The organism is Rubinisphaera margarita, assembly GCF_022267515.1.
In the GTDB taxonomy this organism is placed as follows: domain Bacteria; phylum Planctomycetota; class Planctomycetia; order Planctomycetales; family Planctomycetaceae; genus Rubinisphaera; species Rubinisphaera margarita.
In genome coordinates, this window is sequence record NZ_JAKFGB010000007.1 from 98,056 (window position 1) to 113,322 (window position 15,267).

Sequence of the window (15,267 nt, forward strand, 5' to 3'; positions counted from 1 at the left end):
CTATCTGGTTTCGGCCTGATCGGTCATCGATCGATCCCGGGCGGCACGCCGACCCGCCGTCTCCAGAATTCCGATGATTCCCAGAACGCAAACGACGAGCAGGATAATCGTCCAGGCTGATCCCCATCCCGGAAGCCGATACAGCAGCAGCCCGGCGAGTCCGGTCGTGAGCGTACACAGGTGGATCGTCAAAACGGCGTTCTTCCGCGACAGTCCCAGATCGGTGAGTCGATGCGAAAAGTGATTCTTGTCCGGATGAAACGGACTGAGTCCCCGCTTCAGGCGGATAAACATGACCGATATGAAATCGTACAACGGGACGGCCAGAACGCACAGCGGAGCCAGGATAACATGGGTGTCACTGCTGCTTTCATCGTAGAAGGTGCCGAGCACCGTCAGGCAGCCGAGCATCAGGCCGAGAAATGTGCTCCCGGCATCGCCCATGAAAATCTTTGCCGGAGTCCAGTTCCAGACCAGAAAACCAGCACATGCTCCCGCGATCACGAGGAGCATTCCCGCGACCAGCCAGCGAGGTTCGGACGTCTGAGTCAGCATGATGACGGCGAACATCGTCGCGGCGATCAGGCTGATTCCCCCGGTGAGCCCGTCCATATTGTCCAGAAAATTCAGCGAGTTGATCAACAGCACGAGCCAGAACACAGTTACGGCCCAGGCCACTGGATCAGGGAGAACGAACAGCGTCGCCCGGGCACCTGCCGCGACCACCGCGCCGGCTACGAGAAACTGAATGCCTAGTCGCAATCGCCACGAGACCGGTTTCACGTCATCAACCAGACCGATGATGCTGAGCAGCAGCCCGGCCGTCAGAATGCCCCACATCTGGGGAGCCCGGTAAAGGACACCGGGGAGATGAGCCCGGACCGTTTCGGGAAGCCAGGTATCCGGCAGGTATCCTGCAGTGATGGCCCAGACCAGCACATTCGCCAGAGCCAGCGGGACAATCACGCCGCAGACGATGCCCACGCCTCCGCCCAGCGGAGTCGGCGCTGCGTGCACCTTCCGTTCAGCCGGAAGATCGACCAGCCCCAGATACGGAGCCGAACGGATCATCTGCCGTGTGACGATGAGCGAAATCAAAAAGGCCGGAACGACGCACCCGACAGTAAACAGCAAGTTAACCAAGGGACTCTCTGGCTCCGGGTGCATTCAGGGGCCGCCGCCACGTCGAGCAACGAGGCGGCGGCACGGCCTTTTTCGGGATTCGTTTACGACTTCGCCCTGGTCTGCTTCGGCTTTTGATTCCGCTTGCGAACCGGCTGGTTGAGACTGGGCGGATCCTTCGGCACCGAGCCACTGTCGTCGGGAACATCAAGTTCCTCGGTCAGACGAGCCAGGGCCTGCTTAAGATCCTTTTGCACGTTGGCGTACTCGGAATCGCCATAAACGCTCTTCATCTCGCGCGGATCCTTCTCCAGATCGTACAGTTCCCATTCTCCCAGGTTGTAGAAGTGAATGAGCTTGTAACGATCGGTGCGTACGCCACGGTGCCGACGGACCATGTGGGCGGTGCGGCGATCGGCCATGAATTCGTAGTAGTGGTAATAGTGGGCCTTCCGCCAGTCTTCCGGAGTGTTCCCCTCCGCGATTGGCAGCAGGCTCGCTCCCTGCATCGCGTTCGTCGGATCAAGTCCAGCCACATCGAGAAACGTTTCCGCGAAATCGACATTGGAAACCAGCTCTTTGCTCACGCTTCCCGGCTTGATCTTGCCCGGCCAGCGAGCCATCAGGGGCTGACGGTACGACTCTTCGTACATGAATCGCTTGTCGAACCAGCCGTGATCGCCGAGGTAGAATCCCTGGTCGGACGAGTAAATCACGATCGTATTCTCGGCCAGACCGGACTCATCGAGATAGTTGAGCACACGACCGACGTTGTCATCGACCGAAGCGATACAACGAAGATAGTCCTTGATGTACCGCTGATACTTCCAACGAACGAGATCCTTGCCCTTCAAGTTTGCTTCACGAAACGCCTTGTTTTTCGGCTCGTAGGCTTCGTTCCAGACTTTCAACTGCTCTTCATTCAGATAAGGCGGCGGCACCAGTTTCAGGTCTCGCTCAGTCATCGTTTTCTCGATGGTCATGTCCTGGGTGCGAGCCGCGGTGCCACGCCCGGAATAGTCGTCGAACAGGTTGTCCGGCTCCGGGATTTCGACGTCGTCGTACATCGTCAGATAGTCCGGCCCCGGGCACCATTCGCGATGCGGCGCCTTGTGCTGCAGCATCAGCATGAAGGGCTGATCGTCATCGCGACCTTCCTTCAGCCAGGTCAAACCGAGATCGGTGATGATATCTGTCGTGTACCCTGTGTACTTGATTCGCTCACGATTCCCGTCGCCGTTGGGATCCCGGAGCGTCGTCGGATTGTAGTAAGGCCCCTGTCCGATCAGCACTTCCGAATAGCTGAATCCGGTCGGCTCCATGTGCTCCCCGAGGTGCCACTTTCCAATGACGGCGGTCTCGTAACCGATCGTCTGCAGCATCTTCGGGAAAGTCGGCTGGGTGCCGTCGAACTTGTTCCCATTCTGATAGAAGCCGTTCTTGTGGCTGTACTTTCCAGTCAGAATCACTGCCCGCGACGGACCGCAGATCGAGTTGGTGCAAAAACAGTTATCGAACCGCATCCCCTCGTTGGCGATCCGGTCGAGGTTCGGCGTCTGATTGATCTTCGAACCGTAAGCACTGATGGCGTGCGAAGCGTGGTCGTCGGTGAAGATGAAGAGGATATTGGGACGGTCTGCGGCGACCGCCGTCTGTGCGGCTATGAGTACAAACAGGGCACAGAGTGCAAATTTGACATGCATTGATGACGTCTCCCTGGCATTTTCGACAATTTTGAGTGCGTCGGTTCGTCATTGATCTGAAAAAGATCGCACAACGGCCACGATGATCCCAGTTCAGCCAGGGAATCACAAGCCATCGTGCCTGTTCGCTCGGCAACTTTCGGGATTTCTCCGGCTGGTCGGCGAGCCTTTTTCAGGCAGTCTGTGTCCTTTTCCAGAGAGAGGACTGGGGTTGGCAGACGAACGGTCTACGATCTTTCGCTCGAATGGCATGGCTCGTGCTCAATCTGGGTTCAGATCGAGCTCACGGTCCGTCAGCCTGACAGACCGTCCGATCCACTTCATCGCCAACCACCGCGATCCCACCCGTTTTTAAACCGTACCGTTACTGGAGAAAAAAGGCATGTTCTCGTCCGTTCAGGAATCCCCGCTCACCCACTCTGTGAAATCGGTCGCCGATCTGACGATGGATCAGATTCGCGCCATGGAACGTAGTGAGTTGATCCAGGTGATCCAGCAGGGACGCGTGCCCTTTCTCGAACACGATCGGCTCGGTTCACATGATACATCGACGTTGCAGCAGCTTGCCCTGCTGTCACGAGAGAGCTGCACCCATCAGGTCTAGAGCATTTCATGCTTCGCCTGCAGTCGCATGGGCGGCCATCCCCCGGCCATGCTGAATTTGCTCCTGCAAACGCCTGCAGTCGAATTTTGAAATTGCTCTAGATCCACCTCGGCGCCTGAGTGAAACGAAAATATCCGGGACCGCTGCAAGGCGAACCCGGATATTTTTTTTCGCGTCTCGCCTTCGATTCAGGTACGTCCGAAGGACATCAGCGTGATGTCATCGTTCTGCGGCCGGCCCGCTGCGTGACGTTTCACATCGGCGAGCACGGCTTTGCCCAGATCCGTCGCGTTCGATGGAGCCGACTGAATGAATGAGCGAAGATGCTCCATCCCATACAGTTCATTCTGGGGATCCATCGCTTCGCTGACGCCGTCGGTGTAAATGGTGACGATCTCGCCCGGCTCGATCGATCGCTGAATGACCTCGTACGGATAATCTTCCAGCACGCCGATCGGAATCCCGACAGTCTCGTCCGGCAATTCTTCGATTGTCTTGTCCGGCTTGAGAATCATCGGCGACATATGACCGGCATTCACGACGGTCATCGTGTGTTCGCGGACGTTGAGGAGAATGATCACAAAGGTGACGAATCGACCTTCGACCGCCTTCGCACACATGTGATTGTTGATCTCCCCCATCACGACGCAGGCGTCTTTGGTGAAGCTGACCGTGCTGCGAACAACGCTTGAGAGCCGCGACATGACCAGAGCCGCCGGAACGCCTTTCCCGGCGACATCGCCAAACGCCAGGAAGAAATGATCATCGTCGAGTTGAACGATGTCATAGTAATCGCCGCCGACTTCCTGAGCGGCTTCATACGAGGCATAGAATTCGTAGCCGGCGACCTCGGGAAACTCGCTGGGCAGCAGAGCCTGCTGCACGTTGCGAGCAATCCGCATCTCGTTGTCCTGCTTCTGTTTCTCCGCGTAACTCACCATCAGACGGGTCGACTCATAAGCCAGTGCCGCCTGCCCCGCGACCGCCAGAAGCAAGTCGAGATCTTCCTGCCGAAACTGGCTGACCGGGTTCTGGGTGTCGATATTGATGATCCCCATCGGCTCCCCTTCCAGGTTGAGCAGCGGGACGCACATCATCGACCGGATGGTGAGATTGGAGATCGATTCACTCGCCTCGAAGCGGGAATCGGTGGCGGCGTCGGCAGAAAGAATCCCCTTCTTCTCTTCGATCACCGCATTCATGATCGTTCGGCTTAGTTTGACTGTCTCGTCGCCGGAATGGTGACGATGCTTGATCGCGCGGGGAATCATCTTCCCGGTCGCTTCGTCTCTAATGAGAATGCAACCGCGGTCGGCGTGCGGAAAGATGTTGAAGAGCGTATCGAGAATCTTGGGCAGGAGCGTTTCCAGATTGGGAGAGCCTGCCAGCGCCCGGCTGATCTCGATGATCGACTTGAGTTTGACTTCGGGGCGAACGTCGAGCAGCCCGAATCCCGAGCTGTTGTCGACCGTGCCCATGATCGTGCCGGTGTCCTGTTCGGTCCCGACGTCGATATCGAATTCGTCGTCATCGGCGATGGCCTGGACTTCCGGCTGAGTCTTTGCGGTCGCCGCGTCTTCAAATCGCAGCAGAATCGGGCCGAGTTTCAACCGATCCCCGTGAACGAGGGCGACAGCCTCGTCGATCTTCTTGCCGTTCAGGAACGTGCCGTTCCCGCTTCCCAGATCTTCGAGCTGCAGTCCTTTCGGCCCGCGAGAGATCTTCGCATGTCTCCGCGAAACCATATTGGAATCGAGTTGCAGATCGCATTCCGGAAGTCGACCGATGACGACATCCTGATCCGGAAGGGTGTGAGTGATGGCTTTTCCGCTCTGCAGAATGACCAGACTGGGCATAGGGACGCTCGATTCGAGTCCAGGAACTTCGACCTTCAGCAAACAGCGAGGCTGCGCTTTTCGATGTCAGGAGTCTAACCGGTTCCAGCCTGTCATCCAATTCAAACGTTCAGAAATCAGATGCCAACCTTCGAGTGGGTCTGGAAAGCCGTCCTAAAAGAAGATCAGGGTCGTCACGAGGAAGATCGGGACGAGGACCGCGACGCTGTAGATCATGTACCCGAAGAAGCTCGGCATGCGGATGTTATTCTTCTCAGCGATCGCCTTCACCATGAAGTTCGGCCCGTTGCCGATGTAGGTCATCGCTCCCATGAACACGGCTCCGAGGCTGATCGCGACCAGGAAGATCTCGGAAACTCCGGCCACGGTATTGCCGACGGGCTCCATGGTCTTGGCCGTCTCAAAGAACACCACGTAGGTCGGAGCATTGTCGAGGAAGCTGGACAGCGTTCCCGTACCCCAGAAGAACTTCATCGGCGTATCGAAGCCGAGCGTCTTTCCGTAGACATTCAGAATCTGAACCGGAGGCTGCATGCAGACAAAGATTCCGGAGAACAGGGCGGCGACTTCGAGGATTGCCGCGTAGTTGAACGCGTTCTTCTGACGAATCTGGCTCGGCGTCGTCACCAGCGAGAGCAACGTGAGCGTGAACATTAGCACTTCTCGAAAATACATCGGGGCGTGCCAGTCGGTGCCGGGGAACGGCTTGGACGGATCGAGCGTGGCCACGCAGGCGACGATTCCAACCAGCCACAGCAGGTTGATCTTGCCATACATTGCAAAGTTGGAGTTGCCGTTTTCCTCGACGACAAACGCTTTGGCCTCTTCCTTGCGGACCATGAACCTGTCGTAGATGAAGTAGACAATCAGGATCGCGATGTTGACGAACAGCCATTCGCGCCACAGATTCAGCGTCCAGAAGAAATCGACGCCTCGCAAAAAACCGAGGAACAACGGCGGATCGCCGATCGGCAGGAGGCAACCGCCTGTGTTGCAAACGGCGAAGATGAAGAAGATGACCGTATGAGCGACATGGGTCCGCTTGCCATTAGCGGCCAGCAGCGGACGAATCAGCAGCATGGCTGCTCCCGTCGTTCCCACGAAGCTGGCCAGGAGTGCTCCCAGACCAATCAGCGCGGTGTTGACATACGGCTTGCCAACCAGTCGGGTCTCGATGGCGATTCCGCCGGTAATCACATACAGGCTGAAAAGCAGCGTAATGAACGGAATATACTCGGCCATCAAGGCATTCTTGAGAACCGTGATCGCAGCAGGGATTCCCGGATCAGAAACGGTATGGTCGATGTGGTCGTGCACGCCGTGACCGAAGATGAAGGCGTAGTAGGCCAGGGTAATTACCCCCAGCCCTGCAGCCACCAGAAACCGGTGCAGATTGCTTTCCCACCAGTGCTCGGTCTTATGAAACAGGGGAAGAATGGCAATACAGAGCAACAGGGCAACGAACGGCAACACGCTGTAAGCTGCTGGAACATGGTGTTCTTCGGCATGCTCCTCGCCGGCATGTTCATCCGCATGAGCCTCGTCCGGATGGCCTTCCGCATGTTCCTCGCTATGAGCCCCTTCTTCGGTTCCATCATGGGCGTCGTGATCGGGATGATCCTCCACGTGCGCTTCGTCTTTTGCGTCTGCGGTATCTTCCGGCGTGGCGGGCGTTTCCTCGCCAGTTGTGATCGAAGGCTCAATATTGGGATGTTCGCCATGGTGAGCAGCGGGAGGCTGGCTCACTTCGTAGCCAACCCATGCTCCCAACGCACAAATCATGAGCAGCACACTGAAGATGCCCTGCCTCTTCAGTTTTCGTTGCGATTCCAGGGTATTGTGCGCCTGTTCCATCCCGAACCTCGTCTCCACATCCTGCTAGGTAGTTCCGCGCGGCAGTAGAGCCTGCCTCCTCGATCAGAGGGTGCGAATCATCTGATATATCTGAATTCCGTCAAGTGATGCCGGAAGAGAATGTTACGGTTTGCTTCCTCAGACGATCGCAACCGGAATCGACTCCGCGGGAATCGTTTTCATGAACTGATTGCAGAGCTCCCGGCTGCGTTCGGCCGAGAACAGCGAGTTAGCCGTAAGGGCGTTCATCAGTCGATCCGGCGGTTCAATCTGGAAGGAGAGCAGCAGATAGAGCTGGGTCTGTGTCAGGAGACCCGTTTCGACGGCCAGTTCGCCGAATCGCTGGTTCCGACCCTGATTCTGCATTTCAGCCAGAGCCTCAATATCGAGGGGCTCGAGCATCTTCAGGTCGACGGCGAGTTCTCCAAGAGACCGTTGGTCGGGCGGAACCTGAAGCAGAATCCGTGAGACCGTCGGGATGTCGAGAATCTCTTTGGAGACCAGCCAGCGGCTGAACTTCAAACCGTTGACGGCCTTGATCATCTCGCGTTCTTCGGAGTTCATCAGGCAACGATGGTGGACCTGGTTACGACCGTTCTTCTTGGAATCGTACAGAGCTTCATCGGCCTGCAGCAGAAGCTGCTCACCGAAGTTGTAGTCCTTCCGACCTGGCATCCCCAGAGCGGTTCCGAAGCTCGACGTGACCGGAACCCGTTTCCCGTCGAACAGGAAATCTTCGCGTTCGATGGCTGCACGAACTCGTTCGGCCAGCTTCTCGACGCCCTTCTCGGTCGGCCGATGAACGATGACAACAAACTCTTCACCGCCGTAGCGGCAGAAGACGTCCGACTGACGCAGGCTCCGAGAGACCACTTTGGTGAACTGCTTCAGAACATCGTCGCCGAATTTGTGACCGTAGGTGTCGTTGAGAACCTTGAACTTGTCGATGTCCATGAACATCACGCAGATCGCCGAACAACGGTCGCTGGCTTCCCGGGACGCGTTTTTCATGGACTCGTCGAAATGAGCGCGATTGAAGATCCCGGTCAGCGGATCGCGGGTGGCTTTCTGCTGCAGTTCCGCATTGCGGCTCTCGAGCTGCTGCTTTTCACGTTCAATCTGTTTCTGTCGTTCGCTTGCCAGCAGAGTCTCACTCTGAGCCCGCATCGTGAGTTCGAGCAGCTGTTGATTGGCCTGCGACATGATTTCGCCGGGATCATTGATGTCACTCATGTCGATGGCGAACAGGCTCCCGGCATCATCGACACGCTGACGGACTTCCTGCAGGAAGCGGTCAACTTCTGCCCCCTTCATGTTGAAGAAATGTTCGGCCATCTGGCGGATTCGCTGAATCGATTTTCCGGGGACGGGGGACATAAAGTAGTCGCCCACGGCATTCGACAGAACAATGGCCGCTTCGAGCGAATGGGTCCCCGGCTGCAGCTGTTCGAAAAGTGTCTCGACAGAGAAGTTCTGCATTCGAACGCCGTTCATCAGGTTCTCGGGCAGACCCCATTTTTCCATAAGGCGGCACGCCACCTGGGAGTGATCCAGACCGAGAAACTCGTGCTCGACTTCGAACAACGGACGGGCCTGTGATTCGCTCGTCACGAGCACCGGATAGTATTCGCGGGAAATCGCCTTGAGCATGGCAAGCCGACCAATATCAACGAGCAACCCGGCCAGGAAGTATTCGCACTCCAGTCCTGCCTGACAACGCTTGCCAATCGTTTCGCCCGCGGCCGCATGAACGATCGACTGCTTCCAGTAACTGCGGTAATAGTCCTGCAGCGGACCGGAACTGATCGATTCACTGGCCAGGCTGAAACTCAGCGCGAGCGAAGTGACGACGGTCGTTCCCAGCAACGGAACGGCTCGGTCGATCGAGTTGACCTTCGACGAGAAACTGAAGAACGCCGAATTGGTCGCCTGCAGGATCCGGCTCGCGATGGCCGGATCGGTTTTGATCAGATCGACGATCTGGGTCATCTCGGTTTCGGGATCCCGAGCCAGCTCCAGCAGACGCACGGCGACAGCCGGCAACGTCGGAAGCGTGGTTGATTTCCAGATCTTTTCGGCATCAAACATCTTACTGTTCCTGAAAGCAAAACGAATCAGAATGAGTTATTATGGGGTCGAGTCGGCGGAGGTCCGCTTTAAGTAGTTTCAGGCGAAGCATCCGGCCCAGCGCGACAGCTTGTCCCGCATCATGCCCGGACGACAGGGTTTGACGAGGTAGTCGCTGATTCCAGCTCGCAGACCGCCAACAAGATGGCTCAGGTCCGCCTCACTGGTCAGCAGAATGATCGGCAACTCGGCCTGTTCGGCGCGAACCTGACGAATCAGTTCCAAAGCAGTCGGGTCAGCCCAGTCGACATCGATAAACACGATGTCGAAGTTCTGGTCCTGATACAGATTCCACGCGGTGGCGTTGCTGTCGGTGGCGACAACAGTGCGGATACCAAGTTCCTCGAAACACCACTGTTCCAGGGATCGCCAGGCTTGCGACCGATCGACGAGCAGGACTCTCATGGGATTGACCTCTTCCGAATGAATTTGCCGGCCTGCACGCCTTGGGACCTGCCCCGTGCAGAACGTATCATTCAAACCTAGGTCAAAACTCGGGCGACGTCGCTTTTTTTCCACGGTGTTGAAGGAAAACATCGGCGTCGGATCAAAACAGCGGTCGGGTGAATGACTTACGTCTCTGAAAGACCGCCGTGGGGTGAACAACTGCCACCATATCCCGCCTGCGGCAAATTGACACAAGTAATTTCAACTACAGGGAAATACCTGAGGGAAAGAAGCCCCCAAAGATGAATACATGGCGATAAATCGACACATCCCCCATCGGCATAAATACCGATCCGTACCGTCTGTGGCCTTGCCTTCCCGCAAAATCGTTATTATCAGAAGTGCACAAAATGGAAGGGGGAGCGGGGGATGAGTCGAATCCCCGGCGGACTAAAGGTGAATTAGCCCAATAGCTATGACATGCCCTGTCATAGCAGGAAACTCATACTGAACATTCACGAAGTTCATTCGTGTAATATTCCGAACTATTAGAGTATCAGCCGGTCCATGGCGGACCGACAGCGGCGAGGCCATGGGGGCCTTAGGACAGATGAGCGGAGGGCCAACGTTCATGATTGATAGTAGAAAAATACGGGAGACAGGCGGAGAATCGCTCCTTATCGCCGATCCCAACCCCTTCGTCTGCGAAGCAATTCGAGCTCTGGTTAAGGAATGGGGGCTCTTCGAGCAGATCGACGTCGCCCACGGGCTTCCGCGGGTGTTGCAGATCGCACGCGAGGCTTCGGAAACAGTCCTCCTTCTCGTGGACCGCTGGGGATCGACGGCTTCCAGCGACATCGTGGAGCAGATCAAGGCATTCGGCGCGCCTCACCGCATCGTGGTGCTGCTGACCGATGTGGATGACCCCTCGTCGGTCAGTTCACTGCTGAGCAAACACCCAGCCGGGGTGATTACACGAGCTGACTCCCCTCATGTGATTTATCGTTGCCTGCATAGCGTTTGCCTGGGTGCCACCTATCGCTCAGAGCTGGTCACCAACGCCGTGCAGAACATCGAGCAGCTTCAGGAGAGTCGAGCCGGGGAAGATGGCCTCACTAATCGTCAGCGCGAGGTTCTCTGTCTGCTTGCCGAAGGGTTCTCCGTCAAGGAAATCGCTTCGATGATGCATCTGTCGGCCAAGTCGGTCGACAGTCACAAGTATCGCATCATGAAGAAGCTGAAACTCAACGATCGCGTTCGTCTCGCCCGTTATGCCATTCGTGAAGGATTGATCGAGGCGTAGAGAGTCATCTCCGCGAGCAATCCACTCAACCGCGGTGCAGCCGTCCCGGGCGCGCTTGAGGCCGAAGATTGTTCGATCCCGGAGAACGATCGCCCTTAAGCAGCCACATCGCAGCCCGGACGATCGGCGATGTCATCGGTCCGCTCATACTGAATAGCATTGCCGATCTTCCCGACCACACCGGCAGCGTCGCATTCACGCAGACAATAGGCAATCTTCTGAGCCACCCAGCGTGGTTGCTGTAGAGTTTTCGCGATGTCAGCAGTTGTGAATCTCTGGGGAAGAGGCGCTGGCAGCAGTGAGTAAAGATCCGCCCCGCTACGCAGCGACCTGGTCTCGACGACTTCGAGCAGCTTACGGTCTTCGACCCGGTACCCCTTTCGGCAGCGCCGCCGCGGAGGACGACGAATCTCCTCCACATCGACCATCACCAGATCGAGTGTCAGACGGGGCTGAGGAAACACCGTGACAAAGTGCACGAATTCTTCGAAGACATCGAGCCAGTCTCCGACCTTCGGTGAGAGCCGGCGTCCCAGGACCTGAGAATATCGCTGTCGCTGAATCATCCGCCGGCGGATCACTGGCTTGACGAGAGTCACGTCGTGACTGGCCGACAGTGTCCGGATCTTATCGCGGATCGCGGCCAGGGAACTGCACTGAATCTCGATCACACGGTCGGATTCCAGAACGTCAATTCGATACGAGCCGAGCTGCTGCTCGTACAACGACGCATCCGGGCTGTACCAGGCTTTTAGCTGCTGGTGGAGAGTCGTTTCCATGGCTCCGCCATTACTGGAGATTCAATCCGGCTGCGCTTCCGTGCACGCAACTCAATAAGAAACTTCGTTGATCTCGATCGCTTTTGAACGGGCCGAGTGACCGACGATAGCGTCCCCTTCATCGGGCGACCAGACCAGATCCGCATCCGACCCGGTCCCCGGAAGTTCCTCGAAGGGGATCCCGAACTCCTGCAGCACATCGACGATGTCTGCCAGCGGATCCTGCTTCACTTCCTGCGGAAGAAACGGTTCGATCACATCCCAGTGCCGTTCAAGCAGGGCCACGTTCTCGTCCGGAACGGCCAGCAGATCCTGAGCGCGATCGACGCGGGCGAGCCATGCAGCCTGGCGGAGGACTTCATACTGATCTTCCGGCGGAAGGGCGGAGAAAACCTCTTCTCGCTGTTGCAGGTCCGAGATCTCGGCCTGGCCATGATGCACGGTGCGGCGTAGCTCGTCGACTTCCGGAAAACGCGTCCGAGCCGCGGCAGTGCAGATCGTCTCCGCCAGACCAAGGAACTGTTCGGTCGACAGATCGTTGTTCTCCAGCACCTTCTGCAACCAGCGGTCCGCTTTCAACTCGACGAGAACCGATTCCGACAGCCATTGCCGCCCGCTGCGTTTGCGTTCTTCGTTCACGAGTCCCTGCACGGAAAGCTCGCGATCCGCATCCCATCGCGGCACCTGCGAGAACAGCGGCGGGAGTGGCGGAAGCTGTTTGTGGGGCAGCTCGTTGACGATCTTCAGATACTGATTGACTTCGGCAGCCTTCAGAATTTCCCGCGGATGCTTCACTTCATGGAACAGACGCTCTTCTTCCGCACAGCCGGCGAAGGCGAGCAGTCCGAATATCAGGGTCGGCAGGATGAGTCTCATACCAGAAGAGTAGCTTGCAGGAGAGAATGCGGTGGGGAGTGCCTGGTGGGCAATATCGATCCCCGGGGCGGTTCTCTTCAGAGAAACCGTCAGTCCCGTTGCAATCCGCAAACCCGGCAGAGAATATGCCGGTGCCGTCGCCTATTTCAGGAATGTGGAAAAGTCGAAGCCGTCAATTCCTGAAACGGTGACAACCACCACGGCGAACTGACAAAGCAGGTAAATGCCCCAGCTTCGTACCAGTCCGCGATTTCCGGTGCACGCCTGCAATCTGGCAAACAGCAATCCGCCGCAAGCCACGAACAGTGGCATCAGAAAGATCCAGAGTCGGGCCGCTTCTCCCATGTTCTTTCCGCTCAGCCAGAGCAGCGCCCACACCGCGACTACACCCACGATGAACGCCTCCCCTTCACTTCGCAGGCGGCTGCGAACCGCCAGGACAAGACTTCCGAACGCAAGAATACTGACCGCCGGTCCGAGCCCGAAGGCCAGCTCGAAAGGATTGACCCCAAGCCACTTCCACCAGGTTCTTGGGTTATGATCGTAGAACGCGGCATGATTCTGCAGGTTCAGCCACCAGATGGTAAAGAGATTCGCATCGGTCAGTCCCCACAGGATCATGCAGGGCAGAATGACCCCCGCCCCGGCTGTGACGATCAGGGCCGGCGACATTCCGCCAGCGAGCCGACGAATCGATGCTCGTTCCGGACCGAATACCTTGCAGCCTCGTGCCGGCAGCGAAGCCATCATGTACGCAGACAGGATGACCGGGACTACGAGCAGTGCCAGCGAGATCATGAGCCCGAGCCAGAGAACAACTCCGGCTAGAAAGGCGCTCACAAAACTTCGTTTCTGCACGGCCAGGATCCACAGCAGGACTGTTGTTGTGCCAAAGACCGGCAGCAGCAGATCGGACTTGGGCAGAAAGAGCGCCAGCGCTGGTACGAGCGGCCAGAACCCCGCCGACAGCCACCCTGCCCCAAGTCCCCAGAACCGGCTGACCAGCAAAGCGATCGGCACGACCGTCAACGCGGCCAGGAACTCGGTCACCCACAGGTTCAGGACCAGTACCGCTCGATCAATGCGTCCGAATGCAAACGGGCCGGCGTTCGACAGTTGATCGAGAACGTTCAGCCCCTCCGAGAGTGCTGGCGACTCCATCGCGAGTATCCTGGAGGTCAACGCGGGAAACGTTCGGCAGAGTCCTTTGAGTCCTCTAAAGTAGAGAATCAACCCGGGTGGATGTGTCCCCTGATGAAGAAAGTCTCCCTCACGAACAACCTGCTCGTACCCGGCCAGAAACTCTCCGGTCGAACGGTCTTCCTTCATCGCTTCGGTGTAGTAACCCGACATGCGCGGATAGTACGTGACCCAGGTCGTTCCCGCCGTGCCGTGAATTCCGATCGGAATCGAGCGAACCGCGCCGATCATCAGGAACGCCAGCACGACCATGCCAGCCAGGCACCCCGCGCGAATCACGCGATCGTCTTTTCGCTCTTCGCGGAAGAATCGCAGTCCCCAGAACGTTAGCCCACCGAGGGCTGCCAGCAGGACGGAAGCGACGATGAGCTCGATGATCTGCGGAGAAGCTTCATCGATTCGCGGCCAGGTCCACTCGCCCGGAACCCCCAGAGGAAGGGATGTGAGACTCAGCACAACGACCTGCAGCAACGTCATCGCGATGACGCCGGCAACAGACAACCAGACGAAACGCGAGGTTGATTCTGTCTTCGCAGTATCTGCCGGTCGATCTGAAGCTAACACGATGCGGCAGTCCGTTTCGCGAGTATCCAATGACGCAAGTGCGACCGCAGCGGGAATTAAACGACGTCGAGCACGATACAGGTGATGTTGTCGCGCGAGCCGCCCTTCTGGGCAGCGAGGATCACCGCGTCGGCGGCTTTCTGAGGATCGCTTTCTTCCTCAAGAACCTTTTGCAGTTCTTCGTCAGACAGTCCATCGGTCACGCCATCGGTGCAGAGCAGGAAACGTTCTCCGGTGCGGACCGGCACGTCGGCCATTGTGACCCCTTCGCCCCCTTCTTTGGAGCCGAGGTAACGATACAGGACGTTCTTGTAGCGATGCGAGCGCGCCTCTTCGGCGTTAATTGTGCCGGCTTCCAGCAGAGCCTGCGTGAGCGAATGATCTTTTGTCAGCTGCTCGAACTGGCCGTTCTGCAGACGATACGCCCGACTGTCGCCTACGTTGCCGACATAAAACGTGTCGGCGACCCAGACCAGAAGCACGATCGTGGTGCCCATGTTGTGCAGTTCGGGATCAATCCGCCCGAGAGCCATGATCTCGGCATTTGCGTTGCCGACCGCCTCATCGATGGCGTGGTGGATCTGTTCATCGGTGTCGTCGATGAAGTCAATCAGATCGTTGAGCTTCTTGGAAACCAGTTCGACAGCCAACTGACTGGCTTTCTCACCGGCACTCTGGCCCCCCATCCCATCGGCGACGATGAAGAACCGCTTTTCCGGGTCGACGTGAAGATTATCTTCGTTGTTCTTCCTGAAGTTACCCGTGATACTCAGTTGGCCGAATCGGAGGTCAGGCATAATGATATGACTACTTGGCAGTGCGGATTCTATCGTTCGACGTTCGCCGGTCGACATCGCTCGGCGACAGGTTGGATCGGAGAAGAATCCAGAAA

At 57.3% G+C, this 15,267-nt stretch carries 12 protein-coding genes; 2 read left to right on the plus strand and 10 right to left on the minus strand.

Going from position 1 to position 15,267, the window contains the following annotated elements:
• The gene (locus L1A08_RS02715) at positions 1–1,143 is read right to left on the minus strand and encodes an MraY family glycosyltransferase (RefSeq protein WP_238753917.1); all 1,143 of its coding nucleotides are present in this window, start codon (positions 1,141–1,143) and stop codon (positions 1–3) included.
• A gap of 83 nt (positions 1,144–1,226) precedes the next feature.
• A complete protein-coding gene (locus L1A08_RS02720; RefSeq protein ID WP_238753919.1) occupies positions 1,227–2,825 on the minus strand; it encodes a sulfatase family protein in 1,599 nt (532 codons plus the stop codon).
• A gap of 382 nt (positions 2,826–3,207) precedes the next feature.
• Here L1A08_RS02720 and L1A08_RS02725 point away from each other — a divergent pair, with 382 nt between their 5' ends.
• The gene (locus L1A08_RS02725) at positions 3,208–3,429 is read left to right on the plus strand and encodes a hypothetical protein (RefSeq protein WP_238753921.1); all 222 of its coding nucleotides are present in this window, start codon (positions 3,208–3,210) and stop codon (positions 3,427–3,429) included.
• 188 nt (positions 3,430–3,617) lie between these two features.
• On the opposite strand, the gene L1A08_RS02730 is transcribed toward L1A08_RS02725, so the two are convergent.
• From L1A08_RS02730 to L1A08_RS02745, 4 genes are all read right to left on the minus strand, one after another.
• Positions 3,618–5,285 (minus strand): SpoIIE family protein phosphatase, encoded by a 1,668-nt coding sequence (locus L1A08_RS02730; RefSeq protein ID WP_238753923.1) that lies wholly within the window; start codon positions 5,283–5,285, stop codon positions 3,618–3,620.
• A 153-nt stretch (positions 5,286–5,438) separates the two neighbouring features.
• Complete coding sequence (locus L1A08_RS02735; protein WP_238753925.1) at positions 5,439–7,139, minus strand: sodium:proton antiporter; 1,701 nt, start codon at positions 7,137–7,139, stop codon at positions 5,439–5,441.
• A 138-nt stretch (positions 7,140–7,277) separates the two neighbouring features.
• Positions 7,278–9,227, minus strand: coding sequence for a sensor domain-containing diguanylate cyclase (locus L1A08_RS02740; protein WP_238753927.1), 1,950 nt, complete (start codon positions 9,225–9,227; stop codon positions 7,278–7,280).
• 78 nt (positions 9,228–9,305) lie between these two features.
• Entirely contained in the window at positions 9,306–9,671 is a 366-nt protein-coding gene (locus L1A08_RS02745; RefSeq protein ID WP_238753929.1) for a response regulator, read from the minus strand.
• Between the two features lie 613 nt (positions 9,672–10,284).
• Between L1A08_RS02745 and L1A08_RS02750 the strand changes: the two genes are divergently transcribed.
• Entirely contained in the window at positions 10,285–10,956 is a 672-nt protein-coding gene (locus tag L1A08_RS02750; protein ID WP_238753931.1) for a response regulator transcription factor, read from the plus strand.
• Positions 10,957–11,051: 95 nt separating this feature from the next.
• Here L1A08_RS02750 and L1A08_RS02755 read toward each other — a convergent pair whose 3' ends face one another.
• The 4 genes from L1A08_RS02755 to L1A08_RS02770 all read right to left on the minus strand — a co-directional run bounded on the left by L1A08_RS02755 (position 11,052) and on the right by L1A08_RS02770 (position 15,172).
• On the minus strand, positions 11,052–11,735 hold the full coding sequence (locus L1A08_RS02755) for a hypothetical protein (protein ID WP_238753933.1): 684 nt from the start codon (positions 11,733–11,735) through the stop codon (positions 11,052–11,054).
• A 51-nt stretch (positions 11,736–11,786) separates the two neighbouring features.
• Entirely contained in the window at positions 11,787–12,611 is an 825-nt protein-coding gene (locus tag L1A08_RS02760; protein WP_238753936.1) for a hypothetical protein, read from the minus strand.
• A gap of 141 nt (positions 12,612–12,752) precedes the next feature.
• Positions 12,753–14,375 (minus strand): hypothetical protein, encoded by a 1,623-nt coding sequence (locus tag L1A08_RS02765; protein ID WP_238753938.1) that lies wholly within the window; start codon positions 14,373–14,375, stop codon positions 12,753–12,755.
• A 56-nt stretch (positions 14,376–14,431) separates the two neighbouring features.
• The gene (locus L1A08_RS02770) at positions 14,432–15,172 is read right to left on the minus strand and encodes a PP2C family protein-serine/threonine phosphatase (RefSeq protein ID WP_238753941.1); all 741 of its coding nucleotides are present in this window, start codon (positions 15,170–15,172) and stop codon (positions 14,432–14,434) included.
• Positions 15,173–15,267: the final 95 nt, after the last annotated feature.

Excerpts from the sequence above, each read along its gene's own strand:
- L1A08_RS02720 (WP_238753919.1), bottom strand. The coding sequence starts at position 2,825 with ATGCATGTCAAATTTGCACTCTGTGCCCTGTTTGTACTCATAGCCGCA.
- L1A08_RS02725 (WP_238753921.1), top strand. The coding sequence starts at position 3,208 with ATGTTCTCGTCCGTTCAGGAATCCCCGCTCACCCACTCTGTGAAATCG.
- L1A08_RS02730 (WP_238753923.1), bottom strand. The coding sequence starts at position 5,285 with ATGCCCAGTCTGGTCATTCTGCAGAGCGGAAAAGCCATCACTCACACC.
- L1A08_RS02735 (WP_238753925.1), bottom strand. The coding sequence starts at position 7,139 with ATGGAACAGGCGCACAATACCCTGGAATCGCAACGAAAACTGAAGAGG.
- L1A08_RS02740 (WP_238753927.1), bottom strand. The coding sequence starts at position 9,227 with ATGTTTGATGCCGAAAAGATCTGGAAATCAACCACGCTTCCGACGTTG.
- L1A08_RS02745 (WP_238753929.1), bottom strand. The coding sequence starts at position 9,671 with ATGAGAGTCCTGCTCGTCGATCGGTCGCAAGCCTGGCGATCCCTGGAA.
- L1A08_RS02750 (WP_238753931.1), top strand. The coding sequence starts at position 10,285 with ATGATTGATAGTAGAAAAATACGGGAGACAGGCGGAGAATCGCTCCTT.
- L1A08_RS02755 (WP_238753933.1), bottom strand. The coding sequence starts at position 11,735 with ATGGAAACGACTCTCCACCAGCAGCTAAAAGCCTGGTACAGCCCGGAT.
- L1A08_RS02760 (WP_238753936.1), bottom strand. The coding sequence starts at position 12,611 with ATGAGACTCATCCTGCCGACCCTGATATTCGGACTGCTCGCCTTCGCC.
- L1A08_RS02770 (WP_238753941.1), bottom strand. The coding sequence starts at position 15,172 with ATGCCTGACCTCCGATTCGGCCAACTGAGTATCACGGGTAACTTCAGG.